Source organism: Acidimicrobiales bacterium (assembly GCA_034521975.1).
Taxonomy (GTDB): domain Bacteria; phylum Actinomycetota; class Acidimicrobiia; order Acidimicrobiales; family SKKL01; genus SKKL01.
Map to the genome: position 1 here is coordinate 106,730 of JAXHLR010000002.1, position 15,655 is coordinate 122,384.

The following is a 15,655-nucleotide window of genomic DNA, read 5'->3' on the forward strand; positions in this document are numbered from 1 at the left end:
CCCGACCGATCGCGACTCGAAGCGATCGATCGGTTAGCGCGGCGCCTGCTCGAAGGCGGTGTCGATGTCGGTGGGACGGCCGAAGAACCAGCCCTGACCCAGATCGCAGCCCAGATCGAGCAACAGATCGGCCTGCTCCTCGGTCTCGATCCCTTCGGCGATGCTGGTGATCCCGAGGGACTCGGACAGGTGCAGCACGGCTTCGATGATCGACCGCTGGTCGTGCCGGCCAACGGCGTCGGCAGTGAACGACCGGTCGATCTTCAAGAACTCGGGCTGGAACCGGGCGAGGTAGGCGAGCGACGAGTAGCCGGTGCCGAAGTCGTCGATGGCGATGGCCACTCCCCGGTTGCGCAGGGGTTGCAGCGCGGTCGCGACTCCCGGTGGGTCACGCATGATGCTGTGCTCGGTGATCTCGAGGCACAACCGGTGGGGATCGATGCCGGCCAGGTCCAGCGCCTGTTGGATCTGGGACGCGAAGTCGGGGTGCTCGAGCTCCTCGGGGGCGGCGTTGATGGCGATCCAGGCGTCGGAGAGCGTCGGGGGGATCCGGCTGAGCGCCGCGGCCGTCTCGGCGACGACGAAGCCACCGATGCGGTGCATCAATCCCGCGTCGGAGGCGATGGGCAGGAACCGGTCGGGTGGCACGTTGGTGCCGTCCGACGTGGTCCAGCGGAGGAGTGCTTCGAACCCGATGGTGTGACGGGTGGCGAGATCTACCTCGGGTTGGAAGTGCAGTCCCAGGCCGGTGCCGGCGTCGAGGCTGGCGTGCAGCTCGCTCTGGAGGCGGAGCCGGTCGCCGGTGCGTGCTCGCAGCGACTCGTCGGCGATGACCCATCGGTTCCGGCCGGCATCCTTGGCGGCGAACATCGCCGACTCGGCCAAGCTCAACAGCATGTCGCGGTGCTCTCTGCCGCTGATCGTAGCCACACCCATCGACACCGTGAGGTGGATGGTCGTGTCCGACACCGTGAAGGGCTCGTCGAAGGCACCGCGGATCCGTGCGACCAGTCGCATGGCGTCGTCGTCGTTGCTGAGGTCTTGGGAGAGCACGACGAACTCGTCGCCGCCGAATCGAGCGACGGTGTCGGTCTCGCGGACGAGCGACCGCAGCCGTTGCGCGGCGTCCATCAGCACCTCGTCGCCCGCGGTGTGGCCGAGCGCGTCGTTGATGACCTTGAAGTGGTCGAGATCGCAGAAGAGCAGGGCCGACCGCTCGCCGGTGCGACGCGCCCGCCGGATGGCCTGGTCGATGCGGTCGGCGAGCAGGCTGCGGTTGGGCAGGCCCGAAACCGGGTCGTGGAGGGCCGTGTGGGCGAGGAGCGACTCGGTCCGGCGCCGCTCGGTGATGTCGAACGCCACCACCTGCACCGCCTGGCCCCCATCCCAGGTCGTCGGGATGCTGGTGATCTCCAACACGGCGGTCGAGCCATCGAGGCGGGTCACCGAGGTCTCGAACGGCCCGACGATCTCGCCCCGCTCCAGAGCTGCCGTCTGCTGCCCGGTGACCTGGGAACTGGTGGAGGAGAACCGGGCGATCGGCCATCCGATGAGGTCGCTGGAACGGTTCGCCCCGAGAAGATCCACCGCCGCCTGGTTGACGAACACGAGGTTGCCGTCCTGGTGGATGACGATGGCCTGTGGCGACGCCTCGACCAGGGTCCGGTAGCGCGCCTCCTCGGCTCTGGCCCGGGCGAGGGCCTCCATCTCCTGGGTCACGTCACGCGCCGACACCACGGCCACGTCGCTGCGGCCGGGGGCGATCATCGACCTGGCCTCCATCCACGCCCAGGTGCCGTCCTGGCGCAGGAACCGGAAGCGGCCTGCACGGCGCTCCCCTGGCTCCTGCAAGGTGGAGCCGAGGGAGGTGGCCACCTGCTCGAAGTCGTCGGGGTGGATCAGTTCGAACACGGTGCGCCTCAGGAACTGCTCGACGGGCCACCCGAGCACCCGCTGGACCGAGGGGGTGACGAACTCCGCGGTGCCGTCCCCGCGGAACACCGCGATGATGTCGACCGAGTTGTCCAGGATGAAGCCCATCCGTTCCTGCTCCGCCTGGAGCGCGAGGTGGGCCTCCACCAGGTCGGTGACGTCGCGGCAGGTGAGGATCACGCCTCGGATGACCGGATCGTCGAGCCGGTCGGCGGACACGGTCTCGATCCAGCGCCACGAGCCGTCCGAATGGCGGACCTGGGCCCGCAGTGGTGATTCGGCCCGTGCCGCCGGGCCGCGGGGTTCGCCGAGGTGCCGATCGACGCTGGCGATCAGATCGGGTACGTGGTCGGGGGTCAACAGGGTGGTGACGTCGGTGCCGATCAGGTCGGACGGTCGATACCCCAGGACGACGCGCACCGAGTTGCTGACATGGGTGATGAGGCGCGTCGCATCGAGCACGACCACCACATCTGGCCCGGCCTCGGTCAGGGTCTGCCACCACAGTCGGGCCAGGACGGCCTGCAGGGCGCCAGCGACCGACTCGACGATGGCCTCCAGCGTGAGGTCGTCGACTCCGTCGGGGACGGCGACCACCACTTGGTGCTGGGTCGTACCGCCATCGGTGGCGGTCGCGGCCATGGCGGTCCACTCGTCCTGTGGTCCGACCCGGAAGCGGCGCGATTCGCCGTTGAAGGTGTCGATCTCGGAGCGAAGCGTGGCTGCCACCGGCTCGAGGATCGTGGGCTCGACCAGCGGACCGACCACGTCGAGGTGGTCCGAGTCATGCAACCGCCAGGCCACCACGAGGGGCCGGTGCAGCGCGGTGGCCACGGCGGTAGCCACGCTGTGCGCGTCATCGGGGATGCGCCGACCGTTGTCCATCGTGCTCCGCCGGCAACACCGGCGTGTTCGACTGTCCGAGGGGGTTCCCTCTACCGATCGGCCGTCACCGGCGCCACATGAGGACTGATGTCGTGGGTCGAGCGGTCAGCGGGAGGCAGGCTTGGAGATGAGCGCACCGACCGCGGCGACGGCGGGACCGGCCACCGCGACCCAGGCGCCGATGGCGAGCTCATCGACGCTCTCGGTGATGTCGAAGAGGGTGAACAGCACCCAGGCCGTGCCGATGGCGCACACGAGGGCCACCGGGAGCTTGAGCGCGGGCACGAACGGGACGAGGAGCGCGGCGATGGCCGCGACGAGCACCACGATCCAGCCGAAGGAGAAGAACAGCTCGCTCACCACGGTGAAGTCGGCTTCGGCGAAGCCCGAGATGGCATCGCCGATGTCGGCGCGGTCGATGGAGAACGGTCCGTCGCCGATCCAGTCCAGGGCGAACATCGCCAGCAGGGTGGCGATGGCGCCGACGGCGCTGACGATCAGGCCGGCGCCGACTGCGATGTTCGAGGAACCGCTGGCGGCCGGGGTCGCGGGGGTGGCCTGGCCCTGCTGCGGTGGAGACCAGTTCTGTTGGGGTGGTGGTGCTTGTTGGGGCGGTGGTGCTTGTTGGGGTGGTGGTGCTTGTTGGGGTGCTGGTGCGGCCGCGGTGGGTGGCGCGGCCGGTGCGGGGACCGAGGGGTCGACCGGCACCGGATCCTGGGATTGGCCGCCATCGGCCCCCGCCACGTGTGGGGTCCAGCGTTGGCCGTCGAAGTACCGCTGCACATGGCGCCCGGTGGGGTCTGGGTACCAGTTGGCCGCGCTCATCTCGTTGGTTCTCCCTCGGACGGTAGCTGCGTCATGAGTGACCCTAGTTGCACCCGGTGGGCCAGGCAGGGATCGAACCTGCGACCGAGCGATTATGAGTCGCCTGCTCTGACCACTGAGCTACTGGCCCTGACGGGGGGAGCTCCGGGGGTGGGGCTCGAACCCACGACCTACTGATTAACAGTCAGTTGCTCTGCCGACTGAGCTACCCCGGAATGCAGCGGTGAGGATAGCAGTGCCGGCGGTCGTGACCTGCCGCTCGGGCTGGCAGAATCGTGCCCGTGAGCGACGAGGAGCTGGGCGACGAGGTCGAACGGCTCCGCGCCCTCGTCGCGGCGATCCCCGATCCCATCTACCGGATCACCGCCGACGGCACCTTCATCAGCGTCGAACGGCCCGACGACCATCCCAGCGCCATGCCCCAGGATTCGATCCCGGGCCGTTCGGTGCGCACCGCGATGCCCGCAGCCCAAGCCGAGGTGGTGATGGCCGGCATCCAGGAGGCGCTCGCCACGGGGAGGCTCTGCACCGTCGAGTACGACCTGGTCCTCGACGGCGAGCAGCGCTGGTGGGAGGCCAGGATCGTCCCCACCGGTGGCGAGGTGCTGGGCATCGTCCGCGAGGTCACCGAGCGCCGCCGTGGTGAGGCCGAGACCCTTCGAGCGGCCCGCAGCGACGCGCTGACCGGGCTCGCCAACCGGGCGGCGTTCACCGCAGAGCTCGAGCACGCGATCGCCCGCTCACGCCGTTCGGGACGTGCTCTGGCGGTCTTCTACTGCGACCTCGACCGGTTCAAGGAGGTCAACGACCGGCACGGACACGCGACCGGCGACATCGTCCTCGCGGAGGTGGCCGACCGGGTACGTAGGGCGCTCCGCGACATCGATCTGGCGGCCCGTCTCGGTGGTGACGAGCTCGCGGTGCTGGTCGAGGAGTTCGACTCGGCCCACGCGCTCGAGGCCGTCGGGCTGCGCGTGGTCGACTCGGTGTCCCAGCCCTATGTGGTCGACGGCGCCGAGCACCTCATCGGGATGAGCATCGGCATCGCCGTCCTCCCCGACGATGCCGACACCGCCGGTGCACTCCTCGAGATCGCCGATGCCGCCATGTACCGAGCCAAGGCGCGGGGAGGGTCGCAGCTGGCGTTCGGCGGTCGCCTCGACTGATCGCTGGGGTCGAGCGCTACTCGTCCAGCCAGACCGGGGCTCGGTCGAGCAAGAAGCGGCTCACCTCGAGGCAGCGGTCCAACACGTCGCACAGCTGCTCCTGTCCGAGAAAGATCCGGGTCAGCGAGACCTCGATCCGTCCCACGATGGAGAGGCTCCGCTCGGTGGCCTCGGTGGCCGATGCCGTGGAGTCGATCGCCGAGACGTCGAGAGGGAGATCGGGACCGCCGATGCCGGCCAGCTCGGTGGCCAGCACCAACAGGTCGGGGCCTTTGGGCAGCGGCGGCATGGCCCAGGTGAACAGCAGCGGGAAGTTCCACACATCGGGTGGCTCGTCGGTCTCGGGCAGGTCGAGGATGGCGTCCTCGAAGCCGAGCATGACCCGGGGGTCGACCTCGAGCGCCAGGTGCAGGTCAAGCGGTCCGCCGCAGGCCTCCTCGGGGTGGAGATCGACCTCCCAGGCCTGGCGCAGGGAATAGGTCTCGACGAAGTGTCGCTCGTCGTGGACGTGGAACCCGTGGTCCACGGCGTGGTCCTTGAGGTCGGCGACGAAGACGGGAACATCGATGGCTGCCACGCCGTCAAGACTGCCAGCATTGGTGGTCTCTCGGCTAGGTTGCGCCCGATGCGGCCCCCCGCGGATGCATCGATCCCCGAGCTGCTGGACGAGGTTGCCGGCCTCGTCCAGATATCGCTCGCAAGGCTGGACGCATGGGGGTTGGCGGGGACCGCGCCCGGCCAGCACCACAGCGATGTCGAGGCGGACCAGGTGGCGGTGCGGAGGTTGGTCGACGCCGGTGTCGGGGTGCTCAGCGAGGAGAGCGGTCTGCACCATCCGGGGCGGGACGTCGTCGTGGTCCTCGATCCCCTCGATGGTTCGACCAACGCCGCCCATGGGGTCCCGTGGTACGCGACCAGTCTCTGCGCGGTCGACGCCGACGGGCCGTTGGCGGCGGTGGTGGTCGACCTGGCGCACGACCGGTGGTACCGGGCCCAGCGCGGCGGGGGAGCGACGCTCGACGGCGGCTCCATCGCCCCCGGCGTCGCCACCTCCCTCGACGATGCCTTCGTCGGACTGTCGGGCCTGCCGCCTCGGCACCTGGGATGGCGCCAGTTCCGGGCTCTGGGTGCGGCGGCGCTCGACCTGTGTGCGGTCGCCGACGGCACGCTCGACGCCTTCGTGGACTGCAGCGTCGATGCGCACGGATCCTGGGACTACCTCGGGGCACTGCTGGTGTGCGAGGAGGCCGGGGTCGCGGTGCGCGATGCGCATGGACGGTCACTCGTGGTGCTCGCCCACGACGCCCGCCGAACCCCGGTCGCCGCCTGCACGACCGAGCTGCTCGACGAGGTGGTCGCGGCCCGCGGCGGGTTCTGAGGCGCGGATCCCGATGGGATGGGTCGGGCCCGGCCGTAGGCTCATGAGGTGATCGCTGCGGTGCATCGGCTCCTGCTCGGGGTGTTCGGATGGCTTCCACGTCGTGTTCGCCGCCGGATCGTGGGCACCCTGACGCCCTCCTACACGGTCGGGGCCATCTGTGTCATCGAACGGGCCGACGGCCGCATCGCGCTCATCCAGCACCGGTACCGGAACCGGTGGGGCCTTCCGGGTGGCCTGCTGGCCCGTCGGGAGGATGCTCGTGACGCCGCCCGACGAGAGGTGCGCGAGGAGATCGGCATCGACGTCGACCTGGAGGGCGAGGCCCAGGTCGTGGTCGAACCTGTTGTGCGCCGGGTCGATGTGGTGTTCAGGGCCCGCCCGGTCGACGACGAGCCGCTGGTGTCGCCCACGAGTCCCGAGATCGTCGCTGTCGAGTGGTTCGAGCCCGATGCGCTCCCCGATCTGCAGGACGAGACGGCGGTCGCCCTGGCCACCATCGAGAGGGCGTTGCGGCACCATGACTAGGCTGACCCGTCTCCGGGGCGCTTAGCTCAGCTGGCGAGAGCACCTCCCTTACAAGGAGGGGGTCGGGGGTTCGAGTCCCTCAGCGCCCACGAGATCGGTACAAATCCGCAGGTCAGAGGCCATATCCCCGCCTCGCTCGGTTCCATCGGGTACTCTAGCACAGCGCAGCTAGAGCGCATAACATTCGCCCTGAAAGATCCCGAGAATGGCCACCTACAAGCTCCCCGCCGACCAGTCGCCCGGCTCCATCGGACGCCTCGCCGCCTCGTTCGTGCTCGCCCTCGAAGCCGAACGCAAGAGCCCCCGCACCGTGGACGGCTACACCTCGTCGCTGCGCCTGTTCGACCGGTTCTGCCGCGACCACGACCATCCCACCATCGTGGCCGAGGTGACCCGCGACTCGATCCGAGCGTTCATGGCCGACCAGTTGGCCCGCAACAAGCCATCGACAGCACAGACCCGCTACAAGGGCCTGCGGGTGTTCTTCGGGTGGCTCGTCGCCGAGGGTGAGCTCGACGCCGACCCGATGGCCAACATCAAGCCCCCGGCCATTCCCGAAGAACCGGTCCCGATCCTCACCGACGACGACCTCGACCGGTTGTTGAAGGCGTGCGCCGGTGACACCTTCGACGCTCGTCGCGACACCGCCATCGTGATGATGCTGCTCGACACCGGCATGCGTCGCGGCGAGCTGGCCAACCTGGCGGTGGCCGACATCGACTGGGAGAACCGCGTCGCGGTGGTCATGGGCAAGGGGTCGAGGCCCCGAGCGTGCCCGTTCGGCGCGAAGTGCGCCAAGGCCCTCGACCGGTACCTGCGCCACCGAGACCGCCACCCCTACACCGAGTCGCCCCGGCTGTGGCTCGGCACCCGCGGGCCACTCACCGACCAAGGGGTTCGCCTCATACTCGAACGACGGGGGCGACAGGCCGGGATCGACGGGCTCCACGCTCACCAGTTCCGCCACACCTTCGCCCATCGCTGGCTCGAAGCCGGTGGCAACGAAGGTGACCTCATGCGCCTCACCGGTTGGCGTGCCCGGCAGATGCTCGCTCGCTACGGCGCCTCGGGTGCGGACTCGCGGGCCCGCGACGCCCACCGGCGTCTGTCACCGGGGGACCGGCTGTGATCGAGATCGACCTCGCGGAACCGATGGGAGTTGAGTGGGTACCGGCACTTGAGCACGTCGAGAGCGATCCCCGAGCCTCGCTCGTGGCAGAGGTGAAGTGCGGCGAGAAGGGGTGTGGCGTCGACGTCGGGCTCCGGGTGATCTCGGTCGGGGGCACCCGCTTACTGGTCGGTGAGCGACGCCTCGTTCCTCGTCGAATGGAGGATGAGTCCCGCCGCACCATCGAGGAACGAAGGGATCGAGCACGAGTTGAGCGACGCCCGCTTACCAACGGCCTAGGAAGGGTCGCCATCCCGCTCGAAGGCGAACCCGGTCGGCCCGTGACACTCACGCAGGCCATTCGCAACGCTGTCGCTGACCCGACACGATTCCAAGGGTGGGAAGCCTGGCTCTCATCGATGGATGATCCTCGATGGGAGACGGTGCTGACGGCTGATTGCGGCTACCACGACAGGGTGTTCTTGGTGGCGGATGCCCACAGTGCACGGCGCAGGCAGGTTCTCGTCACCCGCGAGTACCGGGCCGTGTAGCGGTCCACCACCCGATAGCACAGCGCTGGTAGGTTGGCTGACAACTGATCCGGCCGGGCAAGGCTGCTCCCCGATGGCAAGCGGGACCTCCTAGGAGGCCTGCCTTGCCTGCCCTCACACCGAACGAACGCTCTCTCCGAGCGAGGATGGCCGCCCACAAGCTCCACGCTGGTGGCGGCACTAACACCGAACCGGCCCGTGCCGCGTTTCTGGAGCGCTTCGAAGCCGAAGTCGACCCCGATGGGGCGCTCACGCCCGAGGAACGAGCCCGCCGAGCCGAACACGCCCGAAAGGCGTACTTCGCTGACCTCGCCCTCAGGTCAGCCAAGGCCCGCCGCCAAGCCAAGGGGGCGGCGTGACGCGGCAGGACCTCCCCAGGGGGGAGGCCCAAACCGTCGCACGGCACAGCGACAGCATACCCCACCCGGTACCACTATGGGGTGACCCCGAGCCGATCGAGGCCCCCTGCTGGCGGTGCCGAACCGGCACCGTCGAGCGCGACCACCGCGGTGTACTCCCCGAGTGCCGCAACTGCCACCGCATCGACGACGCACGACCCGATGACCACGAGACGAGCCGGGCCGCTGCGCGACAAGCTGACCGCGGCCCGCGGTCGCGTCTCGCCCGCCTGATCCTGGCCGACCTGGCCGAGCACGGCCCATCGACCGACGACGAGGGGCACGCCCGTCATCCTGACGAGCTGCTCGGCTCATGGTCGAAGCGAAGGGGTGATCTGGTGGCCGCTGGTCTGGTGCGTGACACCGGCCGGACCCGCCCGACCCGTCGAGGGGTCGGGGCCGTCGTGTGGGAGGTGGTCGAGTGAGCGATCACCTGACGATCCCGACGACCTGTCACGTCACCGGACTACCCATCATGGTGGAGCCTGACGGGCTACTCGACGAGGCCGTGTCGCTGCTGTTGCGCCGAGCGCTGGATGAGGCCGCCGCAGCGGCCGAGGACTTGCATGCCTACCGGCTCGCGCCGGCCGCACGCCGGTACCGCCGCCTCGCCGACCTGTTGGACCGGGCCGAGCCCGACGTGGCCCGGTGGGTCGAGGCCCGTGCTCGTGCACTCGCTGAGCGGTTCGAGGAGGTGATCGAGTGAGCATCCTCGACACCCTCCGCCAGACCGCGATCCTCAACGGCACCGACCCCGACGAGGACGAGACCATCAAGCTGTTGTCCGGGCTCCGTGACGGTACCTGGCTCGACGCCCAGGAGTTCCCACCACTGCGGTGGCACCTTCCCGGCATCATCCCCGAAGGCTCCAACCTGCTGGTAGGACCCCCGAAGGTCGGCAAGTCCTGGTTCGTGCTCGCCCTGGCACTCGCGGTCGCCTCGGGCGGCCGGATGCTGGGCGAGACCGTCGAGTCGCGCCCGGTGCTGTACCTCGCGCTCGAGGACGGCGACCGCCGTCTACAGGACCGCTGTCGGACCCTGCTCGAAGGCGAGGCCATCCCCGAGGGGTTCACCTACTTGACCCGCATCGAACCGGGATCGGTGCTCGCCACGATTGATGCGTGGCTCGACTGCCACCCCGACACCTCGCCGCTGGTCATCTTGGACACGTTGGGCAAGGTCATGCCTCCGGCGCTCATGGGCGAATCGAGCTACGGCCGCGACTATCGGGTCGGGTCCGCGCTCAAACGCCTGGTCGACCATCACCCCGGCTCCGCGCTGCTGGTGAACCACCACGACCGCAAAGCGCAGTCCGAGGACTTCGTCGAGCGAGTGTCGGGCACCAACGGGCTGGCCGGTGCTGCGGACACGATCATCGTCCTGGCCCGTGACCGTCACGCCGATGAGGGGACCATCGCGGTCACCGGCCGAGACGTGGGCGAAGGTGAGTACGCGGTCCGCTTCGACGGCACTACCGGCACCTGGTCGACCCAAGGCCGCACCCTGGCCGATGCTGCGGCCCGAGCTGCACAGCAACGTGCCGCCTCGGGGATCGGTGACCGCTCCGCTGAGATCGTCACCTATGTGGCCGAACACCCCGACGGTGTGCGGGCCCGCGAGGTGGCCACCACCTTCGAGATGGGCGACAAGGCAGCGGGAACCTACCTGGGCCGACTGGCCGACGCCGGGCGCATCCAACGGGCGAGCCGGGGCCTCTATACCCCTGTTGGAAGTGTTGAGTTGTTGGAAACGAAGGTCCTCGACTTTCCACAACTCAACACTTCCAACACCCCCACTGGGGGTCCCGATGCCTCGTGAAACCGCACGCACGAAGGCCCACCGCCTGCTCACCGAAGGGCGACTGATTGTCACGCGGCTCGAGCCGCGTGGCGTCGTCGAAGCCCGGGCTCGCGGCGAGGGTCACGTCTACAAGCTCGGATTCGAGTTGGGCGACTGGCATTGCTCGTGCCCGCACCGCGGACCGGGCTGCTCGCACCTGGTAGCGCTGCGATCGGTGGTCGCGGTCGGGGGAGGCATCCGGTGAGCGGGCTGACCACCCTCGCCGCCGACACCGCTCGCGGCCGGGCCCGTACCTCCACCCTCGCCTCCGAGCTGCGAACCAAGCTCGAAGCGATCCAGGCCAACGACGAGGCCGGTAGGTGGGTAGGTAGGGACGGGGGACTCCCCGAGCCCGACGCCGAGGCGACGACCACCGAGCTGCGGACCCACGCTGTCGTCGGGCTGTCGCCGCAAGGACGACCCCCTCCGGGTCACCGATCTCGCATCGGCGATCGAAGCGTGGGCCGGGCTGTGACCCCCCACCGGGGGGTCCCCTCCCCAGGGCCCAAGACCGGGCCGGGAGCGTCTTCGCAGGTTGTACGGGTTCAAAGGTTCGGACATTTGATGGCGATGACGGGCTGTTTCGGGCGTTTTGAGGACGTTGAGGGGGAGCCCGGCCGGTGTTGAGGCGTCGGATGGTCGACGTGCGGGTGTCGGGTGGTGTGCCGGTGTTGGTGGTCGAACCCGACGCGGCCCGGACGGTGGCGGAGTTGGTGGATCGGGCCTACCGCCAGCACCTGCAGCGCCGTCATGCTCCGCTGCCTGAGGCGGAGGAGTTGATCGACGTGCTCGGTGTGATCGCCCGGGCAGGTATGTCCTCTCGCGGACAGTTCGTCGCTCGCGAGGTGCCGGAACCGTCATCGTTTGTGTCGTCGGCCATGGCGGCCGAGGTCATCGGGTCCCACCCACGAACGGTGCGCCGCAAGGCGGCCAACGGGACGATCCCGGGGGCTCAACGTCATGGCCGGGACTGGTTGATACCGGTCAGATTTCTCACCAAGGAGACACATCGAGATGCCGAGCCAAGAACCGACCCTGATGTTGCGTGACGTGGTGGTGCGGGGATTCCTCGCCTGGGACTCCTCGATTCCCGATGGGCGGTTGCAGAACAGCCGCTACCGCAGCACCCAGCTTGTCCTGCAGCGGAACTACCGCCGGGCCGTGGGGCTGTGGTCCACGGCCGAGGCTGCGGTCGACGCGGCCGATGAGCGGGCACGACAGATCCACCACAACCAGCGCCTCACCGACGAAGCACGCGCCGACGCGACCCGCGAGGTTGTCGCGTCCGAGGGCGGCAACGCCCGTGAAGCGGCAGAGGAGATCCGCCAGCTTGTGGACGCGTCTGCGGAACGACTGCGGGCGACGATGTTGCCGCCGCGACCCCAACCGGCTGATGCCGCCCAGGAGGCGGCTCTGGCAAACCTGCGCTCGGATGTGGCGATGGTTCTCGACCGCCTGAGCGCGAACGAGGTACCCGAGCGCATGGAGGCCATGGTGCGCGAAGCCAACGACGAGGGCGATGCTCTGTCGAGGTGGTTCCTGGTGGCCACGCCGTGGGCGAAGCGCTACCTCGAGTCACGCGGGGCGGAGCTGGCCGGGTGGAGCAACCGCCTGCCGCGGATCGTCGCCGCCGTTGGCGATGACCTCGAAGAGGCACGGGCCATGCACCGGGTGTTGGAGACCCTCGAGTCCCCGAAGGGGATGCTCGGGGCAGTCTCGGCGCTCGACCACTGGATCAAGGCCCGCCTTGACGGCGCGTCCATGAGGCTCGCAGCGTGACCACGCCCAGGCTTGTTCACGTCGGCGGACCGCCACGCGAGCTGGTAGGGGTCGAGTCTGGTGGCGCAGCCAGGAAGATCACTCCGGCAATCCCGGAGAACGCAGCGAACCCGAACACTGCGATCGCTGGTGTGCGGTCCGGTTCGGGTTCATCGCGGCCGAGGTCGACATCGTACGCCTCTATCAGATCCTCTGCTCGCTGTTTGGCGGCCACGTTCTCAGTTTCGGCCTGCCACATCCACCACCCGGCGAGCAGCAGCACGACACCGAGCACGAGCAGGCCGGCGCCGATCGTCCGCTTGTTCATAGCTCCGACCGTACCTGCGAAGGAGATGACGCATGGCTGATGATCGGGACGTGAGGGTTCGCTTCATCGCGAACGTCTCCAACTACACCCAGGGGGTCCGCCAGGCCGGTCGTGCGACACGCGACTTCGGTCGCGAAGTGTCGGGCAGGGGGCGGGCCGCCGAGGCCCAGTTGCAGGCGGTGGGCCGGTCGTCGCTGTTGATGGCTGCGGGTATGGCCGGTGGGTTCGCGCTCGCCACCAAGGCCGCGATCGATTGGGAGTCGGCGTGGACTGGTGTGCTCAAGACCGTCGACGGTTCCGACGAGGAGCTGGGTGCGCTCGAGGACGGGTTGCGCCGGATGGCGACCGAGCTTCCTGCGACCCACACCGAGATCGCGGCGGTGGCTGAGGCTGCGGGCCAGTTGGGGATCTCGACCCCGGCGATCGAGGACTTCACGCGCACCATGATCGACCTGGGGAGACGACGAACCTGTCGGCTGGTGAGGCCGCTACGAACTTGGCTCGTGTGGCGAACATCATGCAGACCTCGCAGTCCGACTTCGATCGGATGGGGTCGACGGTGGTTGATCTCGGCAACAACATGGCGACCACCGAGTCTGAGATCGTCGAGTTCTCGACCCGTCTCGCTGCTGCGGGCCAGATCGCGGGGTTGTCCGAGGCGGACGTGTTCGCGTTCGGTGCGGCAATGACCTCGGTCGGTGTGCGGGCCGAGGCTGGTGGTACCGCACTGAGCAAGGTGTTCACCGGGATGCGTGACGCGGTGCTGACCGGCACCGAGGAGTTGGACACGTTCGCTGATGTGGCGGGGATGACTGTCGACGAGTTCGTGACCGCGTTCGAGGACGATCCGGCCCAGGCGATCGACAGCTTCATTCGTGGGTTGGGGACGATGAACGAGGCGGGCGAGTCGACCACCGAAGTGTTCGAGGCGCTGTCTCTGACCGATCAGCGGTTGATGCGTTCGCTGCTGTCGGCTGCGTCGGCTGGTGATGTGCTCACCGAGGCGTTGGAGATCGGCAACCGGGCGTGGGAGGACAACACGGCCCTCGCGTCGGAGGCCGAGATGCGTTACGACACGACAGCGGCACAGATGCAGATCCTCCGCAACCGGGTGACCGATCTGGCGGTCGATGCCGGTTCGACGCTGCTGCCGGTGCTCAACAATGTGGTCGAAGCTGTGGGTGATATGGCGGTCGGGTTCGCTGAGATGCCCGGTCCGATCCGCACCGCCGGTCTGGCGTTCGGTGGTGTGTCGACCGCGGGGCTGACCGTGCTCGGTGTGACGGCGATGCTGGTCCCGAAGGTCCGTATCCTGCGGGCGTCGATGATGGGGATGGGTACTGCTGGGCAGTTCGTCGGCCGCAACATGGGCCGCATGGCGACCGGTGTCGGCCTCGCCGCTGTCGCCATCGCTGGTGTGTCCTACATCATGGGCCAGAACGCGAAGAAGGCCGAGGAAGCACGGCAACGGATGCTCGGTTTCGCCGACGCGATCCGCGAAGCGGGCGACGCTGCTGAGGGCACCGCTTCCGAGATCGCTCGGGTGGTGGGTGAGACCCCCGACCTGGCTCGGATGTTGAATGACGCCGAGGTGTCGGTCGCCGACCTGTCGAGGGCGATCCACGGCAGCGACGATGATTGGGAGCAGATGCGAGACCGGCTGCTCGCCACCGCCGACGCGGCCGGTGAAAGCACTCTCGCGTTCGCCGCCTTTCTCCACCGCATGCGCGACGACGCTCGGGAGGCGGTCACCCACGTCGAGAACGTGGAGGGTGCCGTCGACGGGGCAGGCGACGCCGCTTCCGGTGCCGCCGGCCAGGTCGGCGAGATGACCGATGCGTTCGATGACAACAAGACCGCTGCCGAGGAAGCCGAGGATGCGGTCAAGAACTACCGGGACACTCTCCGAGCGATGTTCGACCCGTGGTTCGGTGCGATCGACGCGCTACAGAAGAACGCCGAAGCTCAGGATGATGTGACCGCAGCAGAGTGGAAGCTGATCGCCGCCACCCAGGAGTACGACAAGGCGATCCGTGAGCACGGCCAAGGGTCCGACGAGGCCCGCGAAGCCTCCATGAAGCTCCTCGAAGCCCAAGGGAATCTGGAGGACGCCAACTACGACGCGGTGCGGTCTGCGTTCGATCTCGACGGTGCCCTGAACGAGTTGCAGATCCGTTTGGCGGGGGGCATGTCGCTCGACGAGGCCGAAGCGAAGCTCGACAGCTGGGCGGACCAGGGTTGGATCACCGAGCAACAGGCCGCTGACCTGGCGGAGGAGTTGGGGATTGTGCGCGACGAAGCGCACTCGATCCCGTCGGAGATCACGATCTCGTTCTATGCGGACACCTCGGAGTTCGACCGCAAGTTCGGGGTGTTGACCGAGCAGGCTCGTTCGACTCGTTCGCACACGATCCCGATCACGGTCCGGTCGTGCGGTGGGGATGGCGGGCCGTGCGCTGGGTGGCCCGGTGCAGGCCGGTACGTCCTATCTGGTGAACGAGGACACGCCCACGTTCGGAGATGTTCATCGCCGGTCACCGACGGGCACGTGAGCACCCAGCGGCAGTTCCTCGAAGCCTTGTCGGGCGCTGGTGGCGGTAATGAGGTGCACATCCATCGAGCACTTCGACCGCGGGCTCTCCGAGCTCGAGACGGACGCTCTCGCTGAGCACTCCCAGCGTCGAGCCGGGTGGCAGATGCACTTGGCGGGGGTCCGTTGAGATGGACGACGCCGACGCCGACCTCGCCGCAGCGTTCGACCTGCGGGCGGTCAACTGCAACGTTGAGCACTACGAGTTCCACGTCGGCACCCACCCCGACACCCTCGCCTCGGAAGTGATCCTGATCCTGCACACCACCGACGGCCAGGATCTCGTGGTCGCGTTGGACCCGCTCGCTGCGGTCGGGCTCGCTGTCACCGTGGTCGACTGCGCCGAACAGGCACTCGACTTGCCGTGAC

The 15,655-nt window shown here is 68.5% G+C and carries 16 protein-coding genes, 3 tRNA genes and 1 pseudogene; 13 read left to right on the forward strand and 7 right to left on the reverse strand.

All coding sequences use genetic code 11. From position 1 onward, the window contains the following. Positions 1-33: 33 nt before the first annotated feature. From U5K29_00575 to U5K29_00590, 4 genes are all read right to left on the reverse strand, one after another. Entirely contained in the window at positions 34-2,817 is a 2,784-nt protein-coding gene (locus U5K29_00575) for an EAL domain-containing protein (GenBank protein MDZ7677031.1), read from the reverse strand. A gap of 105 nt (positions 2,818-2,922) precedes the next feature. Beyond that, entirely contained in the window at positions 2,923-3,642 is a 720-nt protein-coding gene (locus U5K29_00580; GenBank protein ID MDZ7677032.1) for a DUF2510 domain-containing protein, read from the reverse strand. A gap of 57 nt (positions 3,643-3,699) precedes the next feature. Beyond that, positions 3,700-3,772 (reverse strand) — tRNA-Ile (locus U5K29_00585). 12 nt (positions 3,773-3,784) lie between these two features. Continuing rightward, positions 3,785-3,857 (reverse strand) — tRNA-Asn (locus tag U5K29_00590). Between the two features lie 66 nt (positions 3,858-3,923). On the opposite strand from U5K29_00590, the gene U5K29_00595 reads away from it, so the two are divergent. Next, on the forward strand, positions 3,924-4,808 hold the full coding sequence (locus U5K29_00595; protein MDZ7677033.1) for a diguanylate cyclase: 885 nt from the start codon (positions 3,924-3,926) through the stop codon (positions 4,806-4,808). A gap of 16 nt (positions 4,809-4,824) precedes the next feature. Here the strand turns inward: U5K29_00595 and U5K29_00600 are convergent, their stop codons facing one another. Then, positions 4,825-5,385: a hypothetical protein gene (locus tag U5K29_00600; GenBank protein ID MDZ7677034.1), complete on the reverse strand. Its 561-nt coding sequence runs from the start codon at positions 5,383-5,385 to the stop codon at positions 4,825-4,827. Positions 5,386-5,433: 48 nt separating this feature from the next. On the opposite strand from U5K29_00600, the gene U5K29_00605 reads away from it, so the two are divergent. From U5K29_00605 to U5K29_00630, 6 genes are all read left to right on the forward strand, one after another. Next, on the forward strand, positions 5,434-6,186 hold the full coding sequence (locus U5K29_00605; GenBank protein MDZ7677035.1) for an inositol monophosphatase: 753 nt from the start codon (positions 5,434-5,436) through the stop codon (positions 6,184-6,186). Between the two features lie 48 nt (positions 6,187-6,234). Beyond that, positions 6,235-6,714: an NUDIX hydrolase gene (locus tag U5K29_00610; protein MDZ7677036.1), complete on the forward strand. Its 480-nt coding sequence runs from the start codon at positions 6,235-6,237 to the stop codon at positions 6,712-6,714. Positions 6,715-6,729: 15 nt separating this feature from the next. Beyond that, positions 6,730-6,803: transfer RNA gene (locus U5K29_00615), tRNA-Val, on the forward strand. A 116-nt stretch (positions 6,804-6,919) separates the two neighbouring features. Beyond that, positions 6,920-7,843, forward strand: a complete 924-nt coding sequence (locus U5K29_00620) for a tyrosine-type recombinase/integrase (protein MDZ7677037.1) — start codon at positions 6,920-6,922, stop codon at positions 7,841-7,843. Then, positions 7,840-8,373, forward strand: a complete 534-nt coding sequence (locus U5K29_00625) for a hypothetical protein (GenBank protein MDZ7677038.1) — start codon at positions 7,840-7,842, stop codon at positions 8,371-8,373. The genes U5K29_00620 and U5K29_00625 overlap by 4 nt, the downstream gene beginning before the upstream one ends. A 146-nt stretch (positions 8,374-8,519) precedes the next feature. Next, the gene (locus tag U5K29_00630) at positions 8,520-8,732 is read left to right on the forward strand and encodes a hypothetical protein (protein MDZ7677039.1); all 213 of its coding nucleotides are present in this window, start codon (positions 8,520-8,522) and stop codon (positions 8,730-8,732) included. Between the two features lie 74 nt (positions 8,733-8,806). On the opposite strand, the gene U5K29_00635 is transcribed toward U5K29_00630, so the two are convergent. Next, complete coding sequence (locus tag U5K29_00635) at positions 8,807-9,055, reverse strand: hypothetical protein (GenBank protein MDZ7677040.1); 249 nt, start codon at positions 9,053-9,055, stop codon at positions 8,807-8,809. A gap of 137 nt (positions 9,056-9,192) precedes the next feature. Between U5K29_00635 and U5K29_00640 the strand changes: the two genes are divergently transcribed. The 4 genes from U5K29_00640 (at position 9,193) to U5K29_00655 (ending at position 12,389) form a co-directional block, all read left to right on the forward strand. Beyond that, positions 9,193-9,477 (forward strand): hypothetical protein, encoded by a 285-nt coding sequence (locus U5K29_00640; protein ID MDZ7677041.1) that lies wholly within the window; start codon positions 9,193-9,195, stop codon positions 9,475-9,477. Next, entirely contained in the window at positions 9,474-10,589 is a 1,116-nt protein-coding gene (locus U5K29_00645) for an AAA family ATPase (GenBank protein MDZ7677042.1), read from the forward strand. The genes U5K29_00640 and U5K29_00645 overlap by 4 nt, the downstream gene beginning before the upstream one ends. Positions 10,590-11,230: 641 nt before the next feature. Next, entirely contained in the window at positions 11,231-11,659 is a 429-nt protein-coding gene (locus tag U5K29_00650; protein MDZ7677043.1) for a hypothetical protein, read from the forward strand. Continuing rightward, positions 11,625-12,389, forward strand: coding sequence for a hypothetical protein (locus U5K29_00655; protein MDZ7677044.1), 765 nt, complete (start codon positions 11,625-11,627; stop codon positions 12,387-12,389). Before U5K29_00650 ends, U5K29_00655 begins: the two co-directional genes overlap by 35 nt. 16 nt (positions 12,390-12,405) lie before the next feature. Here U5K29_00655 and U5K29_00660 read toward each other — a convergent pair whose 3' ends face one another. Then, positions 12,406-12,696 carry a hypothetical protein gene (locus tag U5K29_00660; protein ID MDZ7677045.1) on the reverse strand — a complete coding sequence of 97 codons (291 nt, stop codon included), beginning with the start codon at positions 12,694-12,696 and terminating at the stop codon, positions 12,406-12,408. Between the two features lie 212 nt (positions 12,697-12,908). Here U5K29_00660 and U5K29_00665 point away from each other — a divergent pair. Both U5K29_00665 and U5K29_00670 read left to right on the forward strand, forming a co-directional pair. Next, positions 12,909-15,364: pseudogene (locus tag U5K29_00665) on the forward strand (phage tail tape measure protein). 53 nt (positions 15,365-15,417) lie between these two features. Next, the gene (locus U5K29_00670; GenBank protein ID MDZ7677046.1) at positions 15,418-15,654 is read left to right on the forward strand and encodes a hypothetical protein; all 237 of its coding nucleotides are present in this window, start codon (positions 15,418-15,420) and stop codon (positions 15,652-15,654) included. Position 15,655: the final 1 nt, after the last annotated feature.